Raw genomic sequence first — 21,231 nt, forward strand, 5'->3', positions numbered from 1 at the left:
GAGGCCTGCTACCGGGGCATCAGGGCGGGTCGTCGGCTCAGAAGAATCCGAGCGCGTCCGGGGAGTAGGACACGAGCAGGTTCTTGGTCTGCTGGTAGTGATCGAGCATCATCTTGTGGTTCTCGCGGCCGATGCCGGACTGCTTGTATCCACCGAACGCGGCGTGGGCCGGGTACTGGTGGTAGCAGTTGGTCCAGACGCGTCCGGCTTTGATGCCGCGGCCCATCCGGTAAGCCTGCGCGCCGTCGCGCGACCACACGCCGGCACCCAAGCCGTACAGGGTGTCGTTGGCGGTCTTCAGCGCGTCGGCCTCCTCGTCGAAGCTGGTGACCGAGACGACCGGCCCGAAGATCTCCTCCTGGAAGATCCGCATGGAGTTGTCGCCCTCGAACACGGTCGGCTGCACGTAGTAGCCGCCGTCGAGATCGCCCCCGAGCGAGGCGACGTCGCCGCCGGTGAGCACCTTCGCGCCCTCCTGCTTGCCGATGTCGAGGTAGCTCTTGATCTTCTCGAGCTGGTCGTTGGACGCCTGCGCACCCATCGTGGTCTCGGTGTCGAGCGGGTTGCCCATCTTGATCTTCTCGACGCGAGCAACAGCGTCCTTCATGAAGTCGCTGTAGATCGAACTCTGGACGAGCGCGCGCGAGGGACAGGTGCAGATCTCGCCCTGGTTGAGGGCGAACATCGCGAAGCCCTCCTGCGCCTTGTCGTAGAACGCGTCGTTCTGCGAGGCGACGCTGTCGAAGAAGATGTTCGGCGACTTGCCACCGAGCTCCAGGGTCACCGGGATGATGTTCTGGCTGGCGTACTGCATGATCAACCGGCCGGTCGTGGTTTCGCCGGTGAAGGCGATCTTGGCGATGCGCGGGCTGGAGGCCAGCGGCTTGCCGGCCTCGGTGCCGAACCCGTTGACGATGTTGAGCACGCCCGGGGGAAGCAGGGGACCGATGAGTTCGGCGAGCTTGAGGATCGACCACGGGGTCTGCTCGGCCGGCTTCAACACGACCGCGTTGCCGGCGGCGAGCGCCGGGGCAAGCTTCCACACCGCCATCAGGATCGGGAAGTTCCACGGGATGATCTGGCCGACGACGCCCAGCGGCTCGTGGAAGTGGTAGGCGATCGTGTTCTCGTCGATCTCGCTGATGCTGCCCTCCTGGCCGCGCAGCGCACCGGCGAAGTAGCGGAAGTGGTCGATCGCGAGCGGGATGTCGGCGGCGAGCGTCTCGCGCACGGCCTTGCCGTTGTCCCAGGACTCGATGACCGCGATGTCCTCGAGGTTCGCCTCCATGACGTCGGCGATCTTCAGCAGAATGTTGGAGCGGTCGGTGGCGGACGTGCGTCCCCACGAGTCGGCCGCGTTGTGGGCCGCGTCGAGCGCAGCTTCGATGTCCTCGGCGGTGCCTCGACCCACCTGGGTGAACACCTGGCCGGTCTGCGGGGCGTAGTTGTCGAAGTACTCGCCCTTCTTGGGCGGGACGAACTCGCCGCCGATGTAGTGGCCGTATCGGTCCTCGACCTTGATCTTCGAACCGGACGTGCCGGGGCGCTCGAACACGGGCATCGCTGTCTCCCATCGTCGTTGTTGGTGCGATGATTGTGACGCTAATCACGTCGACGTTGCATCGACGTTGCAACATCTGCGCCGCCTTCGTCGGGCGGTCCGATCAGCGGAACGCGGGCATCCCGCCGGCGGTAGCGGTCGGTCAGGCCAGACGTTGGAGGTGCGCCTGCGCCACCGAGCGCATCGGTGACCCGATCGGTAGCAAGCCGGCGAGGGCGGCCCACGCCTCGTGGTCGTCAGCTCCCCAAGGGTGCCGCGTCCACGACATCAGCAGGTCGCTGCGTCCGCTCGACCGCACCGCGGCTGCGAGCGCCGCATGCACCCGCTCGCGCAGTTCGACGACGCCCGGTGCGTCCGAGCGCGGCAGCAACGGGCCGCGGTATCGCTGCACCGCTCCGGCGACGTCGCCCTGCTCCAACAGGTCGAGCACGACCGACCAGTCGCTGTGCACCGGCATGAGCAGTCGATAGGGCCGGGAGGCGAACAGGTCGTCGCCGAGCATCGTCCGCAGCCGTTGCAGTTCGGCCCGCACGGTCGATCGACCCGACTCGAACTCGTAGAGGCCGCAGGCGATCTCATCGCCCGACATGCCGTCGGGGCGGCCGGCCAGCAGGGTGACGATCTCGCTGTGGCGTGGGCTCAAAGCGACCGTGCGCTCGCCGACCGACACCACGGCCGAGTCGACCCCGAGCCCGCTGAGACGCACCCCGGTGGTGGCCGGCGAACCGATGCGGTGCAACTCCATCTCGGCCAATCGGGCCGCGGCACGCAGCATCGCCATCGTCTGCGGGACGACGATGTGGTCTGCGCCGGTGACGTCGACGGCACCGATGACCCCGCCGCTGCGCGGGTCGCGGATCGGCACTGCAACGCACGACCACCGGTGCACCGACTCCAGGAAATGTTCCTGCTGGCGGACGACGACCGGCTCACCGAGCGCGATCGCGGTGCCGGGCGCGTTCGTGCCGACCACCCGCTCGTCCCAGGAGGCACCCTCTGCGAAACCGATCCGCTGCGCCTTGTCGAGCGCGTTGTTGCTCCCACGAACGAACAGCAACTGACCGTTCTCGTCGGCCACGGCCAACAGCGCATCGCAGTCGACGATCGCCTGTTCGAGCACGTCGTGCAGCACCGGCATCGCGCGCCACAGCGGATGCGCGCGGCGATAGTCCTCGAGCGAGCCGCCACTGAGCACCAGCGGTGCCTGCTCCTCGTTCGCGCGAACGCCGGCGTCGAGCGAACGGCGCCATGAGTCGGCGACCACCGGGCGGACGAAGGACATACCCCAGTAGACAACGCAACGGGTCCAAACGAAAGCGGTTCCGACGATTCAGACCGACTCACATCCGAGGCTGCTCCAGGGTCCACACGTCATGAAGCACTGTGTAATGGAGTCCGTCATCGGGTAGCTGACGATCGTCGCGGACGATGACTCGATCGTCAGCATCTACTACCCCGGCCACTGGGGCCTGGATCGCAAGCGTTTCCTGCTTGATCTGGAAGAACCCCGTGAGGTGAAGGAAGAGCGTCTGTTCTAGCGCTCGTTCATCTGCTCGATCGCGCGCTCGTACTCCGCCTCGACCATCTGCACGACGCTCGGCCACGACTCCTTCGGTAGCACCGACGTGTTGTGCGCGATCATCTTCTCCCGCATCGAGACGTCGGTGAGGAGCCGGACGAGCGCGTCCGACATACCGGCGTCGTCGCCCGCGAGTAGGCCATTGACGCGATGCTCCACGAACTCCGACACCCCGCTCTTGCGCGGCGCCACGATCGGGAGCCCGGTGGTCCGTGCCTCGAGCGCCGCGATACCGAAGGCCTCGAGCTCCGCCGGCGCGATGTAGATGTCGGAGAGGCGATACCGCTCCTGCACCTGCATCCGCGTCATTCGTCCGGGCGCGCTGAACCAGTTCTGCGCACGCAGGCGCCTCACTTTGCTCTCGACCTTTCCGCGCAGCGGTCCGTCCCCCAGTACCTCGAGCCGAACGTCGACGTCCGGCACCTGACGGCGTGCCTCGTGCACGATGTCGAGCAGTTCGAGGGGGCGCTTGCGACCCATCAGACGCATCGCCGACACGATGCGTACCGGCTCGTCCGGACTCTTGGGCCTACGCGGCAACGGTGCCCACTGCTGGGTGTCGATGCCGTTGGGCAGGATCGCGACCTTGTGCTGCAGCCCGGCCAGCGACATCACCGGCGCCGCCGCGACACCGGAGACCGCAGACAGCGCGGCACCCGATTTGGCCCACCGCGCGACATAACCCGCCAGGCGGATCGGCGCCTCCATCCGGGCGTGCAGCGAGTGCCAGGTGACGGCGGTCGGCAGATCCAGGTCGAGCGCGACCCGGGCGCAGTCCATCGAGAACGGCGCAACGACCCCCATATGGACGTGGGCCACATCGAACTGTCCCGCACGCAGCAGACGACGCAACGTCGGCGGGGCGAGCGGGTTGATCGGCAGGCCGTGCGGCATCGGAATCGCCAAGCGGTGCACAGGGATACCGTCGATGATCTCGAGTTCGTTGCGTCGCTGGCCCGGCTCGCGGGTGGCGGTGAAGGCGACAACCTCGTGCCCGGCGCGGGTGAGGTGACGGGCCAGATCGTGTACTTGGACCTCGATACCGCCCAGCCTGGGCAGGTAGCAGTCCGACAACAGGGCCACCTTCACGGGCGTAAGCATGTCATGCGCGAGAATGTCCGCGATGTCGCACACACTGGTGACGTTCCACGCACACCCTGACGATGAAGCCCTGCTCACAAGCGGCACGATGGCCAAGGCCGCCGCCGCAGGGCACCGGGTGGTGCTCGTGACAGCGACCGACGGGGGGCTCGGTTTGGCGGCAGGTGAATATCGGGACGACGGCGGGCTCGGCGCGCGCCGGCTCGCCGAACTCCGGCGCAGCGCGGACGCACTCGGGGTGGCCCGTGTCGTCCACCTCGGTTACGCCGATTCGGGGATGGAAGGCCGAGCTCCTGACAACGGGTTCGTCACCGCGTCCGCGGACGAGGCCGCCGGACGGCTGGCCGAGGTGCTCGACGAGGAGGACGCCGACGTCCTGACCAGCTACGACTCGGGCGGCGGATACGGCCACCGCGACCACGTTCGGGTGCACGAGGTCGGTGCGCTCGCCGCCGAGATGGCGGGCACGAAACGGGTGCTGGAGGCGACCGTTCCGCGCGACCTTCTGGTCGGCGCTCTCAAAGCTGTGTCGAAGGTCTACACCTTCCCGGACGCGTTCGACATCGAGGTCTACGAGCGGGCGTTCACCGCCCGCAGGAACATCACCCATCGAATCGACGTGCACCGTCACATCGCCGCCAAGCGCGCCGCGATGGCAGCGCACGCGTCCCAGGCAACCGCGGACGACGGCGACCGCACGCTCGCGGCGTTCCTTCGCATTCCGCGCCCGGTCTACGACCTGGTGTTCGGTCGCGAATGGTTCGTCGACCCGGCCCACGAGGGCCCGGTCGCCCGGGACGTCTTCGCGGGGCTCGCATGACCGAACCCGACATGGAACTCGCGCAGGACACCATCGATGTCCAGCCCGAGATGCCCAAGTTCACCTGGAAGAGCGCGGTCAACGCGCTGCTCGGGATGGGGCTGGCAGCCGCCCTCATCATCTGGGGGCTGCCCTGGCTGGCCAAGACCACCTGGACGGAGATCGGAGTTCGGCTGCAGACGGTCGGTCTGCTCCCCTCGCTCGGATTCGCCGCGCTCATGCTGGCCGGCCTGTGGATCTACACCTTCACGCTCACCGCGTCCTGGCCGGGAATCACTCATACGCGGGCCGCGATCGTCAACGTCACCGGCTCTGCCGTCGCCAACACGATGCCCGGCGGCGGTGCGACGGCGCTCGCCGCCAGTTGGGTGATCCTACGGTCGTGGGGATTCAAACGACGGGCCATCTCCACCGGTCTCATCGTCAGCGGCGTGTGGAACGTCCTGGCGCGGATCGCCTTGCCGCTCATCGGGATCGTGCTGGTTTCCCGCAACAAGCACGACCTCCCACCGGCGGTGAGCAACGGCGCCTGGTGGGGCGGGGTCGCCGGCCTGCTGCTCCTGGTCGGCTTCATCGTCGCGCTCACCAGCCCGGTCCGTACCCGAAAGCTCGGCTCCTGGCTGGACCGCCGAGTCAGCCCGCTCATCGCTCGGGTGCGCAAAGGTCGCCAACCGCGCCTCGAGCACCTGCTCGTCGACCAACAGTCGCGGATGTCCGCCCTCACCCGGCGTGGTTGGTTCCCGATGACGCTCGGGGTGGTCGGACAACTGCTGATCTGGTTCGTGCTCTTCTGGCAGATCATGCGGGCGGTCGGTGTGGACCTGCCGGTGACCGACCTGTTTGCCGCGTACGCCATCGGTAGCCTGCTGCGCGCCGTCGGCATCACCCCGGGGGGTCTGGGCGTGGCCGAGGCCGGCATCATCCTGGTGCTGGGTAGTTGGGGCGCCGACCACACCTCCGCCGCGGCCGGCGCGCTGCTCTACGCGATCTTCACCAACGTGGCCGAGATCCCGCTCGGCGCACTGGGTTGGCTCGCCTGGTGGATGGGACCCAAGGCCGCGCATGCGGCCGAGGACGACTGAGGCTCAGGCGAGTTCGCGGTCAGCCAGCCACGCGACCAGCGTGACGGAGCCGGCGCAGACGATCACCATGCCGAGGAGGACGGCCAGCGCTGCAACCTGTTCGATCCCCTGGCCGCCGAGCACAAAACCGAGTGCGAAGAAGGCCAGGCACGACACGAGGACCGCCACGCCGAGCATCTTCAGGTAGTCCCCCGTCGGGCGCGAATGTGCGGGTCGGGCCCCGCGTTGGACGAGCGTTGCGACCAGGACGGCGAGGGCGGCCCAACCGAGGCAGACTGCCGCCGCCGCGGCGATGTCGGACGGACGGTGCCAGCGTCCGGCGATCGTGCCGACTCCGATCGTGCTGGCCACGATCGCGCCGACGACTGTCACGACAGGGCGCCAACCGCGCGATGACACAAGGACGGCGCCGATGGCCCACAACATCGCCGCCGTCGTGTGACCGCTCGGCAATGAGTTCGGCAGGCTGCCGACGCGTTCGAACACTCCGTGCTTGAGCACCTGCGTAGTCGCCGTGGCACCCAGAACTGACAGCACGGTAGCTGCAGCGACTGCGTGACGATCACGTCGGATCGCGACGAAGGTCGTCACCGCCAGGATCGCGATGACGGTGACCGGTGACACGGTGCCACTCCACGCGTTGATCCGGTCGAACGCCTCGGGTGGGCCCCCCAGGAAACTCATCAACCGGTTGTCCAGACGGGCACCGGCGAGATTGTGCAGGAACACCTTCACCAGGACGGCACCGGTCAGCGCTGATCCGAGCATCGCTGCGAGCAGCACGAACACTGCCGAAGCAGGTGGCTGCGTCGAGCGGGACGAGGTCCGGCGAAGGTTCTGGGTGCGGTCGATCGTGGACATCACCGTGCTCAACGCACGATGCCGACAAATTGCTCCGCCAGATCGCTCACACCTGGCCGGACGAGAACCCCCCTGCTCGCCTGGCCCAGGCGTAGCGTTCTCTGGCACCACCCCTCACACCCGTCACATCAGTAGGAAGCGAGACGGCCATGAGCGAACACGGCCCGGTTTCGGACGAGGAATCGATCTACGACGACTCCGACACCGCAAGTGGCAAGAGCGCCGTCCGGATCGCGTCCGTCGCGGCGCTCGGCGGATTCCTGTTCGGCTACGACAGCGCGGTCATCAACGGTGCAGTCTCCGCGATCGAGAAGAAGTTCGAGGTCGGTTCCGCCTCCCTCGGATTCGCGGTCGCGTCCGCCCTGCTCGGTGCCGCGGCGGGTGCTGTGTACGCAGGACGCCTGGCGGACAAGGTCGGGCGCCTGTCGGTCATGAAGCTCGCCGCCATTCTGTTCTTCATCAGCGCGATCGGCACCGGTTTCGCCCAGAGTCTGTGGATGGTCGTGTTGTTCCGCATCGTCGGCGGTCTCGGCGTCGGTGCGGCCTCGGTGATTGCGCCTGCCTACATCGCCGAGATCGCTCCCGCAGCTATCCGTGGGCGACTCGGGTCCCTGCAGCAACTCGCGATCGTCACCGGCATCTTCACCTCGCTGCTGGTCGACTACCTACTCGCCGCTGCTGCAGGATCGTCACACGACGAGCTCTGGCTCGGGCTGGAGGCCTGGCGTTGGATGTTCCTCGCGATGGCCGTCCCCGCGGTGATCTACGGACTGTTGTCGACCACCATCCCTGAGTCGCCGCGTTACCTGATCGCCACCCACAAGATCCCCGAAGCTCGCAAGGTGCTCTCCACCTTGCTCGGTCAGCGCAACCTCGAGGTGAAGATCGACCGGATCCAGCGGTCGCTGCACCGCGAGGACAAGCCGTCGATGGCCGACCTCAAGGGACCCGCGCTCGGACTCATGCCGATCGTCTGGATCGGCATCGGATTGTCGGTCTTCCAGCAGTTCGTCGGCATCAACGTGATCTTCTACTACTCCAACGTGCTTTGGGAGGCCGTCGGATTCAGCGAGCAGGACTCGTTCAAGATCACCGTCATCACCTCGGTCGTCAACATCGTCACCACGCTCATCGCAATCGCCACCGTCGACAAGGTCGGGCGTAAACCGTTGCTGCTCATCGGTTCTGCCGGAATGGCCGTCTCACTGTCGGTGATGGCGTTCGTGTTCCAGACCGCGAAGGTCGTCACCGTCGACGGCGAGGCCACCCCACAGTTGAGCGACGCGCAGGGCATCACCGCCCTCGTCGCGGCCAACGTGTTCGTGGTCGCGTTCGGCATGTCCTGGGGACCCATCGTCTGGGTGCTTCTCGGCGAGACCTTCCCCAACCGGATGCGCGCCGCTGCGCTCGCCCTGGCCGCCGGCGCCCAGTGGGTCGCCAACTGGGTCGTCACCGTCAGCTTCCCGTCGCTGCGTGACGTGTCGCTCGGCATCACGTACGGCATCTACGCAGTGTTCGCGGTGCTGTCGTTCATCTTCGTCAAGAAGTGGGTGCGCGAGACCAAGGGCATGGAACTGGAGGACATGGCCGACTGATCTCGATCGGCCCCGATAACGACCGGATCCCTTGACTACAGCCGTGGTCAAGGGATCCGGTCGTTATTGCGGCCGTTGTCAGAGAGTCACTCCCATTCAATGGTTCCCGGCGGCTTGCTCGTGACGTCCAGGACGACGCGGTTGACCTCGGACACCTCGTTGGTGATGCGGTTCGAGATCTTGGCGAGCACGTCGTAGGGCACCCGCGTCCAGTCGGCGGTCATCGCGTCCTCGGACGACACCGGGCGCAGCACGATCGGGTGACCGTAGGTTCGTCCGTCGCCCTGCACACCCACCGAGCGGACGTCGGCGAGTAACACCACCGGGCACTGCCAGATGTCGCGGTCGAGCCCGGCGGCGGTGAGTTCCTCGCGGGCGATCTTGTCGGCAGCGCGCAGGATGTCCAGTCGCTCGGCCGTGACCTCACCGACGATTCGGATACCGAGGCCGGGGCCCGGGAACGGCTGGCGCCAGACGATGTCCTCGGGCACGCCGAGTTCGAGGCCGACCTTGCGCACCTCGTCCTTGAACAGCGAGCGCAATGGTTCGACCAGCTTGAACTGGATGTCGTCGGGCAAGCCGCCGACGTTGTGGTGCGACTTGATGTTCGCAGCGCCCGTGCCCCCACCGGATTCGACGACGTCCGGGTAGAGCGTGCCCTGCACCAGCCACTTGACCGGGTGTTCCTCGTCGCCACGGTCCGCCACGATGTCGCGGGCGGCCTGCTCGAACACGCGGATGAACTCGCGTCCGATGATTTTGCGCTTCTCCTCCGGGTCGCTGACTCCGGCGAGCGCCTCGAGGTAGCGGTCCTTCGCATCGATCACGACCAGGTCGACCCCTGTCGCGGCGACGAAGTCCTTCTCCACCTGCTCGGCCTCGCCATCACGCAGCAGACCGTGGTCGACGAACACGCAGGTCAACTGATCGCCGACGGCCTTCTGGACGAGGGCTGCCGCCACGGACGAGTCGACGCCGCCGGAGAGAGCGCAGATCGCGCGGTCTTCACCGATTTTCTCCTTCACCTCGGCGGCGAGTTCCTCGACCATCGCGTCCGGGGTCCAGTCGGCTTCGAGACCGGCGCCACGCCACAGGAAGTTCTCCATCACGCGCTGACCGAAGGTGGTGTGCATGACTTCCGGGTGCCATTGCACGCCGTAGAGCTTGCGGTCGTCGTCCTCGAACGCAGCGACCTCGGCACCCGGCGTGGTCGCGGTGACGCGGACACCGTCCGGCGCCTTGGACGCCGAGTCGCCGTGGCTCATCCACACCGACTGCTCGCTGGGCTGACCGTTGAACAAGGTGGAGGACGTGTCGGTGATCGAGGCCTCGGTGGCGCCGTACTCACGCAGTCCGGTGTGTTCGACCGTGCCACCCATCGCGTTGACCATCGCCTGGAAGCCGTAACAGATACCGAGCACCGGCACGCCGCCGTCCAACAGGGCGGGTTCGAGCGAGGGCGCACCTTCGGCGTAGACCGACGACGGGCCGCCGGAGAGCACGATCGCGGCCGGCTCCTTGGCGAGCATCTCGGCCGCGCTCATCGTGTGCGGGACGACCTCGCTGTAGAGGTTGGCCTCGCGCACCCGGCGTGCGATGAGCTGGGCGTATTGGGCGCCGAAGTCGACGACGAGGACGGGGTGTTCCTGAAGCGGAGCGGTCACCGCCCGAGTCTATCGAGCGGGGTGCCCCGCCCCGGCCAGCTGCCCCTGCACCTCACGAGTGACCTTCTTCTCCAGCCAGAACGACAGCAGTGGCACGAACGCGGTGAGGATGTATCCGACCATGCGCCCCATGTGCCAGCGCAGCTTGCTGCCGAGGTTGTAGGTGGCGGCGACGAAACCCATGAACAGCAGCCCGTGCACCGGCGACCACCACGCCAGGGCGTCGTTGTCCATCCCGTACTTGAGCACCATCTCCACCACCAACACGATCAGCGCGACTCCGGCGATCAGCGCGGTGATGCGGAAGAAGGTCAGGGCGCTGCGGACTCGCTGAGGGTCCTCGATCGGGTACTGCTCAGACATTGCTCTCCTCGACGGCGGTCGGTTCATTGTCGGTGGACGTCGGGCGGCGGCGACGCTCGGGTGGTCCGTACACGTCGTCGCGCAACATCCGCCAGAAGACGTAGATGGCGAAGATCGCGAAGACCCACCACTGGAAGGCGTACATCAGGTTCACGAACCGGAACCCGTGCGTCGGGTTCGGCGGGGGTGGCGGGACGCGGGTGATCGAGTCGTCCGTCGCATTCGGCTTCTCCTCGAGCGCGAACAGGAAGGCGTTGTAGAGGTCTCCGCCCCACTCGTTGAGCTTGGCCGGAAGGTCGATCGAACCCGATTGTCCCGCTGGATACGTTCCGACAGAGGGAGATTCACCCGGCGCCATACCGCCGGTCACCGTCACATCGTTGCGCGTCGGCTTCGAGGCGGCGGCCGGGGAGGTCACGAATCCCCGCAGGATCACCAGTCGGGCGCCCGTCGTCCGCTGAATCATGGGCGTCACGACCCAGTAGCCGGACTGCCCGTCGAGGCGGCGGTCTGCGACCAGGAACTGTTTGTCGGGTTCGTAACGGCCCTGTGCGGTGACGCGGCGGGACGACTCGATCGCAGGAAACGTCTCGTGCGGTTTCAGCAGCTCGGTGATCGGGACCACCGGCTTGGTCGGAGCCTTGGCGACCTCCTGGTTGGTGCCGCGATCCTTGGCCACGTTGAGCTGCCACAGGCCGGCGAAACCCATGCCGCCGACGACCACTGCGAGCAGGATCAGCAACGCGATCCAGCGCAGGGTGAACAGTCGACGCAGCACCTGGCCAGCCTAAGCCGCTACACCTGTAGTCAGACGGGACGGGTGGTCGGCAGGCCGAGGTCGACGCCGGGGACTCGAGCGGCAGGCACGTCGAGGCGACGATAGGGCTCGCCCTGCGCCGGGCGCTCGTCCCGCTCCCCCATCGCCGGCCAGCAGGCCATCGCCCGTTCGGCCTGGGCGGTGATCGTCAGCGAGGGGTTCACACCCAGGTTGGCCGAGATGGCTGAGCCGTCGACGACGTGCAGATCAGGGTGTCCCCAGACGCGGTGGTAGGGGTCGAGGACGCCGCGCTCCGGTGAATCGGAGATCACGACCCCGCCCAGGAAGTGGGCGGTCAGCGGGATGCCGAAGATCTCGCCCCACGTGCCGCCGGGAAGCGCCTTCTCCTTGGCGACCACCTGCAGTCGATCAGCCATGGCGCGAATCGCCCTGTGCCCCTGCGGAATCCACTTCGGGTTGGGCTGACCGTGACCCTGGCGGCTGGTCAGGCGAACCTTGCCGAAGCGGCGCCGTCCGGAGACCGTGATCGAATTGTCGATCGTCTGCATGACCAGCGCGATGATGGTGCGCTCCGACCACCTCGGTCCGGCTGCGATGCGAAGCGCCGACATCGGCTGCTTGGCGAACTGCCCGGCAAAGTCCTTGGCCTTCCCCAGCGGTCCGTTGTCGCCGTTCACCAACAACGAGGTGAGCAGACCCATCGCGTTCGAACCCGCGCCGTAACGGACGTTCTCGACATGGGTGGTGTCGTCGACGTGGAACGAGGTGGTGATCGCGACGCCCTTGGACAGGTCCATGTCTGCGGGGACCTTCGCGGTCGCCGCGCCGCCGAGGGCTTCGGAGTTGGTGCGAGTGAGCAGACCGAGGCACTCGGACAGCTGCGGCAGACGTCCCGATGCCTTCAACCCGTGCAGCAGTGTCTGGGTACCCCAGGTGCCGGCGGCCAGGACGACCTGTCCCGCGGTCACGCTGCGACGATCCTTGGACAGCCACGCGCCGGACCGCTCGGTGGTGACCCGAAAACCACCCTCGGGCAACGCTTCCAGATCGACGACGGTCCGCAACGCCTCGAACTCGACGCCGCGCCGTTCGGCCAGCGCGATGTAGTTCTTCATCAAGGTGTTCTTCGCGCCGACGCGACAGCCGACCATGCAGTTGCCGCACTCGGTGCACCCGGTGCGCGCAGGCCCCTCACCGCCGAAATAGGGGTCGTCGACGGTCTTTCCCGACTCACCGAAGAACACCCCGACCGGCGTCTTGCGGAAGGAGTCGGCGACCCCGAGGTCGCTCGCGACGTCCCGCATCAGTTGCTCCACCGGGCCGTCGCACGGGTTCTCCTCGACGACGCCGAGCATCCGTTTCGCCGTCTCGTAGTGCGGGGAGAGTTCCTCGTCCCAGTCGGTGATGTTCGCCCACTGCGCGTCCTTGAAGAACGGAGCCGTGGGCTTGTACAGCGTGTTCGCATAGTTGAGCGACCCACCGCCCACTCCGGCCCCGGCCAGGATCATCACGTCAGGCAGTTTGTGGATCCGCTGCACACCGAAGCACTTCAGCGCAGGCGCCCACAGGTAACGGCGCGCGTCCCACGAGGTCTTGGCGAACTCGTCGTCCTCGAACCGGCGGCCGGCCTCGAAGACGTGGACGGCGTAGCCCTTCTCGGCCAGGCGTAGCGCGGCGACCGACCCGCCGAACCCCGATCCCACCACCACGACGTCGTAGTCGTGCAGGTGCTCCTCGACGCTCATGACAGACCCGCCTTCTTCATCACCTTCAGGCCGGAGGTCATCATCCGGGCCCACGCCTTCTGCGACATGCCCTTCGGAATCACGAATCCCGGACCGTGCTGCACGGTGACGTTCTGGCTCTCGGTGTACTTCTGGATGCCCTCGGCGCCGTGCCGGCGACCGATACCGGACTGCTTCATGCCACCCATCGGCGCGCCGTTGCTCCCCCAGGCCGCGACATAACCCTCGTTGACATTGACTGTGCCGCAACGGATCTGATTCGCAATACGGCGACCGCGCGCCGTGTCCCGCGTCCACACCGACGCGTTGAGTCCGTACTCGGAATCGTTGGCCTTCGCGACTGCGGCGGCGTCGTCGGCGACCCGGTACACCGAGACGACCGGACCGAACGTCTCCGTGCGGCAGACGTCCATCTCCTCGGTGACGCCGTCGAGCACGGTCGGTTCGTAGAAGTACGGACCGAGATCTGGGCGCGCCTTGCCACCGGTGAGCACCTTCGCTCCTGCCGCGACCGCATCGTCGACGTGCGCGCTGACCCGCTCGAGCTGATCGGCGGAGATCAACGAACCCATGTCGATGCCCCACTCCAGCTGCGGCCCGAGCTTCATGTCCGCCACCATGGGCACGAACACCGCGAGGAAGTCGTCGGCGATCTCCTCGTGCAGGATGAGCCGCTCCACCGAGATGCACAGCTGACCGGCCGAGGAGAACATCGCGCGCACTGCGCATTCGGCGGCGAGTTCGAGGTTCGCGTCCTGCGCGATGTACATCGGGTTCTTGCCACCCAGTTCGAGGGACGCACCCACCAACCGTTCGCCGGCGGCCGCGGCGACCTTGCGACCGGTCGCCGTCGAGCCGGTGAACATGACGTAATCGGCGCGCTCCAACACCGCGTTACCGATGGTCGGGCCGTCACCGAGGACGACCTGCAGGAGCCCCTCCGGCAGGCCGGCGCGGTCGATGAGTTCCACCGCACTCAGCGCGGTCAGCGCACTCTTGTTGTCCGGACGCAGGACGACCGCGTTGCCCGCCAGCAGTGCCGGCAGGACGTCGGTGATCGACATCGACAGCGGGTAGTTCCAGGGCGCGACGACACCGACGACGCCCTTGGGGTGGCGCAGTTCGCGAGCTTGGCTGAGCATCGGCAGTGCGCCGAGACGACGCTTGGTGGCCAGATACGACGGGCCCTTGCGCGCGTAGTGCCGGCTCACACCCGCCACGTCCAGCACCTCGTCGAACGCGTGGCGGCGCGATTTTCCCGACTCGAGCTGGATCAGGTCGAGCAACTCGGCCTGGTTGTCCAGGACGAGGTCGTGCAATTCCAGCAGGAACCTGGCCCGCTGTTGCACCGACACCGCTGCCCACCGCGGCTGCACCGACCGCGCGGTGCGGTAGGCGATGTCTACGTCGTCCACCGAACTCTGCGGGATCGTGCCCAAGACCCCGCCTGTCATCGGCGTGACGCAGTCGAACGTCGCGGCTCCCGGGGAGGTCAGCGCCCGACGCGCGAGGCGGGCAGCCAGGCCAGGTGCAATGACGTGCGGCGGACGGCTCTGCTCCCGACCCGCCGGATCCTGCCCGGAGGGGTGCGTCGAGTCGTGCGTGGAGTTCAGCAGGTCGGTCATTACTCCACAGTAGAACGCATCGCCGCCAACGTCACCCCAACGCAGAGACCCGTCCAACGAACACCGAAAGTCCGAAGGAATCCGACGTCAACCGGGCGGATCTGCTGACCTTCGCCGGGATGGTCAGCTCTTCTGATGCGGGGCGACGATGACCTCGACCCGCTGGAATTCCTTGAGTTCGAGGTAGCCCGTCGTGGCCATCGCGCGCTTCAGCGCACCGATGACATTGGTCGTGCCGTCGGCGCCGAGACCAGGGCCGACGAGGATCTCCTCGAGTGATCCGACCGAGCCGACCTCGACCCGCTCGCCACGCGGCAGTTCGGAGTGGTGCGCCTCGGAGCCCCAGTGGAAACCGCGTCCCGGTGCCTCGGTGGCTCGCGCCAGGGCGGCGCCGAGCATCACCGCGTCCGCACCGCAGGCGATGGCCTTGACGATGTCGCCGCTGGTGCCCATACCCCCGTCGGCGATGACGTGGACGTAGCGGCCGCCGGTCTCGTCCATGTAGTCGCGACGAGCGGCGGCGACGTCGGCCACGGCGGACGCCAGCGGCACCTGGATTCCGAGCGTCTGCCGGGTGGTATGTGCTGCTCCGCCACCGAAGCCGACCAGGACGCCGGCCGCACCGGTACGCATCAGGTGCAGCGATGCCGTGTAGGTGGCGACCCCACCGACGATCACCGGCACGTCGAGTTCGTAGATGAATCGCTTGAGGTTCAGCGGCTCGGACCGACCCGAAACGTGCTCGGCCGAGACTGTGGTGCCGCGAATGACGAACAGGTCGACGCCGGCGTCGACGACAGCCTTCCAGAACTCCTGGGTGCGCTGCGGCGACAACGCGCCGGCGACGGTGCAGCCGGAGTCGCGAATCTGCTTCAGCCGCAGCCGGATCAGGTCCTCGCGGATCGGCTCTTCATAAATCTCGCGCATCCGGGCGGTCGCGTGGGCCGGCTCGAGCGCAGCGATCTCGGCGAGCAACGGTTCGGGTGACTCATACCGGGTCCACAGACCTTCGAGGTCGAGCACCGGCAGACCGCCGAGCTTGCCGAACGCGATGGCGGAGTCGGGCGACATCACAGAGTCCATCGGCGCGGCCATGACCGGCAGGTCGAAGTGATAGGCGTCGATCTGCCAGCCGACGTTCACCTCGCGCGGGTCACGGGTCCGACGCGAGGGCACCACCGCGATGTCGTCGAAGGAGTACGCGCGACGCCCGCGCTTGCCACGTCCGATCTCGATCTCAGTCACCCGGCGAGCCTATCGGTGCGCCAAGGACACAGACGCTGCGGGAAGCGGCCGCAGTGGCGACCGGTTTCCTGGACTACGGGCGTAGTCAGCGTCCGGCGTAGTTCGGTGCCTCGACGATGCCCTGCACGTCGTGCGGGTGTGATTCCTTGAGCCCGGCCGAGGTGATGCGCACGAAGCGCCCCTTCTCCTGCAGTTCCGGGATCGTGTTCGCGCCGACGTAGAACATCGACTGGTGCAAACCGCCCACCAGTTGGTGGACCACGGAGCCGAGCGGTCCTCGGTAGGGAACCCGCCCCTCGATGCCCTCGGGCACGAGCTCGTCGTCGGAGGCGACGTCGGCCTGGAAGTAGCGGTCCTTGGAGAACGATTTCTTGCCGCGCGAGGCCATCGCGCCGAGGGAGCCCATGCCGCGATAGGTCTTGAACTGCTTGCCGTTCAGCAGGATCACCTCGCCGGGCGACTCCTCGCAGCCGGCAATCAGCGAACCGATCATGACCGAGGACGCGCCCGCGACCAACGCCTTGGCGATGTCGCCGGAGTACTGCAGACCACCGTCACCGATCACCGGCACACCCGCCGGCTTGCAGGCCAGGGACGCCTCGTAGATCGCGGTCACCTGCGGTACGCCGACACCGGCGACCACGCGCGTGGTGCAGATCGAACCCGGCCCGACGCCGACCTTCACCGCGTCGACACCGGCGTCGACGAGTGCCTGCGCTCCGGCGCGGGTGGCCACGTTGCCGCCGATGATCTGAACGTGTTTGGTGGCCGGGTCGGACTTCAGCTTGCGGATCATGTCGAGCATCAGGCTGGCGTGACCGTTCGCGACATCGGGCACGAGCACATCGACACCGGCCTCGACCAGACGGGTCGCGCGCTCCCAGGCGTCACCGAAGTAGCCGACGGCGGCGGCCACCAGCAGCCGTCCCTGGTCGTCCTTGGAGGCGTCGGGGAACTGCTCAGACTTCACGAAGTCCTTCACGGTGATCAGGCCGACGAGTTTGCCCTCGTCGTCGATCAGCGGCAGACGCTCCCGCTTGTGCTGACGCAGCAACAAGGTGGCGTCCTCGCGGGTGATGCCGACCGGTCCCGTGACCAGCGGCATCGGCGTCATCATCTCGTGCACCTTGGCGGTCGCCCACTCCGCGAGCGGGGTGAACCGCAGGTCGCGGTTGGTGATGATGCCGATCAGCGTGTTGTCTGGGTCGACGACCGGAAGACCGGAGACGCGATAGCGACCACAGATCTGGTCGAGTTCCTCGAGCGTGGCGTCGGGACCGATCGTGACCGGGTTGGAGATGATCCCGGTCTGGGTGCGCTTGACCAGATCGACCTGCTCGGCCTGGTCCTCGATCGACAAATTGCGGTGCAGCACACCGATGCCGCCCTGGCGCGCCATCGCGATCGCCATCCGCGACTCGGTCACGGTGTCCATCGCCGCCGAGATCAGCGGCATGCGCAGTTTCAGATCACGGGTGAGGCGGGAGGTGGTGTCGACCTCGGAGGGGATCACATCGGTCTCCCCTGGCAACAACAGCACGTCGTCGTAGGTCAGGCCCAGTTGGCCGAAGATCGCAGGAACATCGCTCACAGTCGGCTTACCAGACGTCATTGTGCAAGTCTACGAAGCCGACGGAGCCGACGCGACGAGGGTGGTCATTGACTGGTGGCGGTGAAGGTCTCGTTCGCCAACGACTCCGAGGCGTCGTCCGGGGTCACGACGGACCTCTCGCTCGCGGTCGCGGTACGGGCACGCGGAGACGGCTGCGGCGGCGTCGGAAGTGTGGGACGCGCGGTCGGGCGCCCGCGCCGACCGTCGGTCGACGTGGACGTCGGCGTGCTCGTTGCTGTCGACGTGGGCGTGCTTGTCGCGGTGGACGTAGAGGTCGGACGCGTCGTCTTGGTGGTCTTCGTCGAGTTCGTCGTCGACGGACTCGAGGTCGTCGGACTGCTGGTCGAGGTGGACGTCGAGGTGGACGTCGAGGTGGACGTCGAGGTGGACGTCGATGTGGACGACGGCGTCGAAGTGAAGGTCGGGACGCTGGTCGACGTCGGAACGGAAGTGCCGGTGGGAGGCAGCACCGGACGCGTCGCGCGCGTGGACGTGGGACGTTGCTGACTCGTCGAACCTACCGAAGTCGTGGACTGCTTCCACTGCGTGTCGGTCCAGACCCACTGCGTACTGGAGGCTCGCGGTACCGAGGTCGGGTCATCGCTCGTTGCCGACTGCGTCTGCGTCGTCGTACCAGAGTGCTCGTGGGCGCGGTCGTCGGACCTGGTGTCCGACTGTGTTGTGCTGGAAGATGATTCGGCAGGTACGCCGGTCGCCTCGGCCGTGCGGGGCAAGTGGTCGGCGCCGACGAGTCCCCGGGTGACCGTGCCGAGTTCACGGAACACCGGAACCGAAGTGCCGGTGAACGCAGCAGACACCGAACTCACCGACAGGGCCGCAACCGCAATGCCGGAGACCGACGCGACACGACGCATGTTGGGGCCCGCGCCGTGACGTCCGCGAAGGAGCCCATGGCGCGAATAACGGCCGACAACCGGTTCGGGCCTGCTGGGGAGGTGATCGATCGCCTCGACCCACTCCGAGAGCAGCGCGATCGCTTCGTCGTTCGACGCCTCCGGGCCTCGGCGACCGCCGAGGGCGTCCAGCCACTCGTCGTCGCGACGGATGTCGTCCAGGCGCGGCGTCACTGCTGATCCTTCGTGTCGGTCATGATCTTGCGCAGACGGGCAAGCGCTCGGTGCTGCGCGACGCGGACGGCGCCGGGAGTCATGTCAAGAGCGGCGGCGGTTTCTTCGGCAGACATGCCCACGGCAACCCGAAGCGTGAGGATCTCGCGCTGTTGTTCGTTCAGCTGGTCGAGGTAGGCATGCACCTGCGCCGATCGGTCGGCCTCGAGCGCGTGCTCCTCGGGGGTCAGTCGCGCGTCGGTCTGCTCGGGAAGATCATCGCTGGGCACTGCACCACGCAGCACGCCGCGCTGGGCGTCGACCACCTTGTGGGAAGCGATGCGATAGACGAATGCCTCGAACGGGGCGCCTTGGTCGACGTATCGAGGCAGCGCCGTCAACACGGCCACACACACCTCCTGAGCAACGTCTGCCGCGGCGTCCGAGGTCGCGGAGAAACGGCCGAGCCGGGCTCGGGCGTAGCGCAACGCGATCTCGTGGACGCCTGCCATCAAAGCGGCTGCCGCAGCATCGCTTCCTGCACGAGCCTCAGCAGCCAGGTCCCGCAGGGGGATCTGCGCTTCCGATGGGGACATCGTGCGAGCGGCCCAGTTTGTTACAGGTCGGTGGGCAGCGTTTGGCGATCCGCTCATCCTGCCTTCCCGGGTCCTCGTCGTCGGTTCCTGAACCCCGTCCCGGCCGAATTCCTGGACAGATGACCAAGGGGCGCACTCACCAGAGTAGGCATCCACCTGCCGTGCTCGTCAAATGCCGGTTGACCTGCCGATGCCGGAATGCGAAGCGCCCCGGTCCGTGAGGAACCGGGGCGCTTGCCTGGATGGACCGCCTCAGTGAGCGTGTCCGTGGCCTGCGGCCGCGGGCTCTTCCTCTTCCGGCTTCTCCACCACGAGCGTGTCGGTGGTGAGCACCATCGACGCGATGGACGCCGCGTTGCGCAGCGCGGAACGGGTGACCTTGACCGGGTCGATGACGCCGGCCTTGATCAGGTCGCCGTACTCGCCGGTGGCGGCGTTGAGGCCGCTGCCCAGCGGCTGCTCACCGACCTTCGACACCGCAACATAACCCTCGAGGCCCGCGTTCTCGGCGATCCAGCGCAGCGGCTCGGCGGCCGCCTTGCGGACGATGTTCGCGCCCGTGGCCTCGTCGCCCTCGAGCTGCAGGGAGTCGAGCGCCGAGACGGCGTGGATGAGCGCCGAGCCACCACCGGCGACAATGCCCTCCTCGATCGCCGCACGGGTGGCGGAGATCGCGTCCTCGATGCGGTGCTTCTTCTCCTTCAGCTCCACCTCGGTGTGGGCGCCGACCTTGATGACGCAGACGCCGCCGGCCAGCTTGGCGAGACGCTCCTGGAGCTTCTCGCGGTCCCAGTCGGAGTCGGTGCGCTCGATCTCGGCCTTCAGCTCCTTCACGCGACCGTCGACGTCGGCGGTGTCGCCCTGGCCGTCGATGATCGTGGTGGAGTCCTTGGTGACCACGACGCGGCGGGCCTGGCCCAGCACGTCCAGGTCAGCCTGGTCGAGCTTGAGGCCGACCTCCTCGGCGATGACCTGACCACCGGTGAGGATGGCCATGTCCTGCAGCATCGCCTTGCGACGGTCACCGAAACCGGGGGCCTTGACCGCGACGACGTTGAAGGTGCCGCGGATCTTGTTGACCACCAGGGTCGACAGCGCTTCGCCGTCGATGTCCTCGGCAATGATCACCAGCGGCTTGCCCGACTGGACGACCTTCTCCAGCACCGGCAGGACGTCGGCGATCGCCGAGATCTTGCCCTGGTTGATCAGGATGTAGGCGTCCTCGAGGACGGCCTCCATCCGCTCCGGATCGGTCACGAAGTAGGGCGAGATGTAGCCCTTGTCGAACTGCATGCCCTCGGTGAAGTCGAGCTCGGTCACCGCCGTCGAGGACTCCTCGACCGTGATGACACCGTCCTTGCCGACCTTGTCGAACGCGTCGGCGATGAGGCCACCGATCGTGGTGTCCTGCGCGGACAGGGATGCGACCTGAGCGATCTCTTCCTTGCCGTCGACCTCGCGGGCATTGGACAGCAACTGGTCGTTGACGGCCTCGACGGCCTTGTCCATGCCGCGCTTCAGACCGGACGGCGAGGCGCCGGCGGCCACGTTGCGCAGACCCTCCTTGACCATCGCCTGGGCGAGGACGGTCGCGGTGGTGGTGCCGTCACCGGCGATGTCGTTGGTCTTGGTGGCGACCTCCTTGGCGAGCTGCGCGCCGAGGTTCTCGTAGGGGTCGTCCAGCTCGACCTCACGGGCGATGGTGACGCCGTCGTTGGTGATGGTCGGGGCGCCCCACTTCTTGTCGATGACGACGTTGCGGCCCTTGGGGCCGAGCGTCACCTTGACGGCGTTGGCGAGTGCGTCAACACCGCGCTCGAGCGACTTACGCGCGTCGTCGTTGAACTCCAGGGTCTTTGCCATGGTGATGGAAGTCCTTGTCTTTCAGTCTCTTTCGAGAGGTCCTGGGTGGACCGGGGAATGTGCGACGCCCCGGA

At 67.1% G+C, this 21,231-nt stretch carries 17 protein-coding genes; 4 read left to right on the top strand and 13 right to left on the bottom strand.

The annotated features are described in order from the left end of the window. Positions 1-37: 37 nt before the first annotated feature. From exaC to FB459_RS15675, 3 genes are all read right to left on the bottom strand, one after another. A complete protein-coding gene (exaC, locus tag FB459_RS15665; protein ID WP_141929152.1) occupies positions 38-1,561 on the bottom strand; it encodes an acetaldehyde dehydrogenase ExaC in 1,524 nt (507 codons plus the stop codon). Between the two features lie 142 nt (positions 1,562-1,703). Continuing rightward, positions 1,704-2,843, bottom strand: coding sequence for a GAF domain-containing protein (locus FB459_RS15670; RefSeq protein ID WP_141929153.1), 1,140 nt, complete (start codon positions 2,841-2,843; stop codon positions 1,704-1,706). A gap of 252 nt (positions 2,844-3,095) precedes the next feature. Further along, entirely contained in the window at positions 3,096-4,229 is a 1,134-nt protein-coding gene (locus tag FB459_RS15675; protein WP_246092492.1) for a glycosyltransferase family 4 protein, read from the bottom strand. 34 nt (positions 4,230-4,263) lie between these two features. Here FB459_RS15675 and FB459_RS15680 point away from each other — a divergent pair, with 34 nt between their 5' ends. Then, the gene (locus FB459_RS15680) at positions 4,264-5,061 is read left to right on the top strand and encodes a PIG-L deacetylase family protein (RefSeq protein ID WP_370447357.1); all 798 of its coding nucleotides are present in this window, start codon (positions 4,264-4,266) and stop codon (positions 5,059-5,061) included. Continuing rightward, positions 5,058-6,143 (top strand): lysylphosphatidylglycerol synthase transmembrane domain-containing protein, encoded by a 1,086-nt coding sequence (locus FB459_RS15685; RefSeq protein ID WP_170221968.1) that lies wholly within the window; start codon positions 5,058-5,060, stop codon positions 6,141-6,143. The genes FB459_RS15680 and FB459_RS15685 overlap by 4 nt, the downstream gene beginning before the upstream one ends. A gap of 3 nt (positions 6,144-6,146) precedes the next feature. Here FB459_RS15685 and FB459_RS15690 read toward each other — a convergent pair whose 3' ends face one another. Then, positions 6,147-7,004, bottom strand: a complete 858-nt coding sequence (locus FB459_RS15690; RefSeq protein WP_141929156.1) for a phosphatase PAP2 family protein — start codon at positions 7,002-7,004, stop codon at positions 6,147-6,149. A 149-nt stretch (positions 7,005-7,153) separates the two neighbouring features. Between FB459_RS15690 and FB459_RS15695 the strand changes: the two genes are divergently transcribed. Beyond that, on the top strand, positions 7,154-8,599 hold the full coding sequence (locus tag FB459_RS15695; RefSeq protein ID WP_141929157.1) for a sugar porter family MFS transporter: 1,446 nt from the start codon (positions 7,154-7,156) through the stop codon (positions 8,597-8,599). An 86-nt stretch (positions 8,600-8,685) separates the two neighbouring features. On the opposite strand, the gene guaA is transcribed toward FB459_RS15695, so the two are convergent. The 7 genes from guaA to guaB form a co-directional block, all read right to left on the bottom strand. Continuing rightward, entirely contained in the window at positions 8,686-10,263 is a 1,578-nt protein-coding gene (gene guaA / locus FB459_RS15700) for a glutamine-hydrolyzing GMP synthase (RefSeq protein WP_141929158.1), read from the bottom strand. Between the two features lie 9 nt (positions 10,264-10,272). Further along, positions 10,273-10,626 carry a DUF3817 domain-containing protein gene (locus tag FB459_RS15705; protein WP_141929159.1) on the bottom strand — a complete coding sequence of 118 codons (354 nt, stop codon included), beginning with the start codon at positions 10,624-10,626 and terminating at the stop codon, positions 10,273-10,275. Next, entirely contained in the window at positions 10,619-11,404 is a 786-nt protein-coding gene (locus FB459_RS15710) for an SURF1 family protein (RefSeq protein ID WP_141929160.1), read from the bottom strand. Before FB459_RS15710 ends, FB459_RS15705 begins: the two co-directional genes overlap by 8 nt. 29 nt (positions 11,405-11,433) lie before the next feature. After that, positions 11,434-13,149: a GMC oxidoreductase gene (locus FB459_RS15715; protein ID WP_141929161.1), complete on the bottom strand. Its 1,716-nt coding sequence runs from the start codon at positions 13,147-13,149 to the stop codon at positions 11,434-11,436. After that, positions 13,146-14,774 (bottom strand): succinic semialdehyde dehydrogenase, encoded by a 1,629-nt coding sequence (locus tag FB459_RS15720; RefSeq protein WP_141929162.1) that lies wholly within the window; start codon positions 14,772-14,774, stop codon positions 13,146-13,148. The genes FB459_RS15715 and FB459_RS15720 overlap by 4 nt, the downstream gene beginning before the upstream one ends. A 123-nt stretch (positions 14,775-14,897) precedes the next feature. After that, positions 14,898-16,019 carry a GuaB3 family IMP dehydrogenase-related protein gene (locus FB459_RS15725; protein WP_129625951.1) on the bottom strand — a complete coding sequence of 374 codons (1,122 nt, stop codon included), beginning with the start codon at positions 16,017-16,019 and terminating at the stop codon, positions 14,898-14,900. 85 nt (positions 16,020-16,104) lie between these two features. Beyond that, positions 16,105-17,631 (bottom strand): IMP dehydrogenase, encoded by a 1,527-nt coding sequence (gene guaB, locus FB459_RS15730; RefSeq protein ID WP_141929163.1) that lies wholly within the window; start codon positions 17,629-17,631, stop codon positions 16,105-16,107. Between the two features lie 60 nt (positions 17,632-17,691). On the opposite strand from guaB, the gene FB459_RS15735 reads away from it, so the two are divergent. Continuing rightward, entirely contained in the window at positions 17,692-18,138 is a 447-nt protein-coding gene (locus FB459_RS15735; RefSeq protein WP_170221969.1) for a hypothetical protein, read from the top strand. A 577-nt stretch (positions 18,139-18,715) separates the two neighbouring features. On the opposite strand, the gene shbA is transcribed toward FB459_RS15735, so the two are convergent. Next, a complete protein-coding gene (gene shbA / locus FB459_RS15740; protein WP_246092493.1) occupies positions 18,716-19,294 on the bottom strand; it encodes an RNA polymerase sigma factor ShbA in 579 nt (192 codons plus the stop codon). A gap of 252 nt (positions 19,295-19,546) precedes the next feature. Then, a complete protein-coding gene (gene groL, locus FB459_RS15745) occupies positions 19,547-21,157 on the bottom strand; it encodes a chaperonin GroEL (protein ID WP_141929166.1) in 1,611 nt (536 codons plus the stop codon). Between the last annotated feature and the right edge of the window lie 74 nt (positions 21,158-21,231).

Origin of the sequence: Yimella lutea, from assembly GCF_006715095.1 — a bacterium.
GTDB lineage: Bacteria > Actinomycetota > Actinomycetes > Actinomycetales > Dermatophilaceae > Yimella > Yimella lutea.

What these genes read in the sequence shown, in the direction of transcription:
- guaB (WP_141929163.1), bottom strand. Translation starts at nt 17,631, where the DNA reads ATGACGTCTGGTAAGCCGACTGTGAGCGATGTTCCTGCGATCTTCGGC.
- FB459_RS15715 (WP_141929161.1), bottom strand. Translation starts at nt 13,149, where the DNA reads ATGAGCGTCGAGGAGCACCTGCACGACTACGACGTCGTGGTGGTGGGA.
- FB459_RS15720 (WP_141929162.1), bottom strand. Translation starts at nt 14,774, where the DNA reads ATGACCGACCTGCTGAACTCCACGCACGACTCGACGCACCCCTCCGGG.
- FB459_RS15670 (WP_141929153.1), bottom strand. Translation starts at nt 2,843, where the DNA reads ATGTCCTTCGTCCGCCCGGTGGTCGCCGACTCATGGCGCCGTTCGCTC.
- shbA (WP_246092493.1), bottom strand. Translation starts at nt 19,294, where the DNA reads ATGTCCCCATCGGAAGCGCAGATCCCCCTGCGGGACCTGGCTGCTGAG.
- FB459_RS15685 (WP_170221968.1), top strand. Translation starts at nt 5,058, where the DNA reads ATGACCGAACCCGACATGGAACTCGCGCAGGACACCATCGATGTCCAG.
- FB459_RS15690 (WP_141929156.1), bottom strand. Translation starts at nt 7,004, where the DNA reads ATGTCCACGATCGACCGCACCCAGAACCTTCGCCGGACCTCGTCCCGC.
- FB459_RS15680 (WP_370447357.1), top strand. Translation starts at nt 4,264, where the DNA reads ATGTCGCACACACTGGTGACGTTCCACGCACACCCTGACGATGAAGCC.
- groL (WP_141929166.1), bottom strand. Translation starts at nt 21,157, where the DNA reads ATGGCAAAGACCCTGGAGTTCAACGACGACGCGCGTAAGTCGCTCGAG.
- FB459_RS15705 (WP_141929159.1), bottom strand. Translation starts at nt 10,626, where the DNA reads ATGTCTGAGCAGTACCCGATCGAGGACCCTCAGCGAGTCCGCAGCGCC.
- FB459_RS15695 (WP_141929157.1), top strand. Translation starts at nt 7,154, where the DNA reads ATGAGCGAACACGGCCCGGTTTCGGACGAGGAATCGATCTACGACGAC.
- exaC (WP_141929152.1), bottom strand. Translation starts at nt 1,561, where the DNA reads ATGCCCGTGTTCGAGCGCCCCGGCACGTCCGGTTCGAAGATCAAGGTC.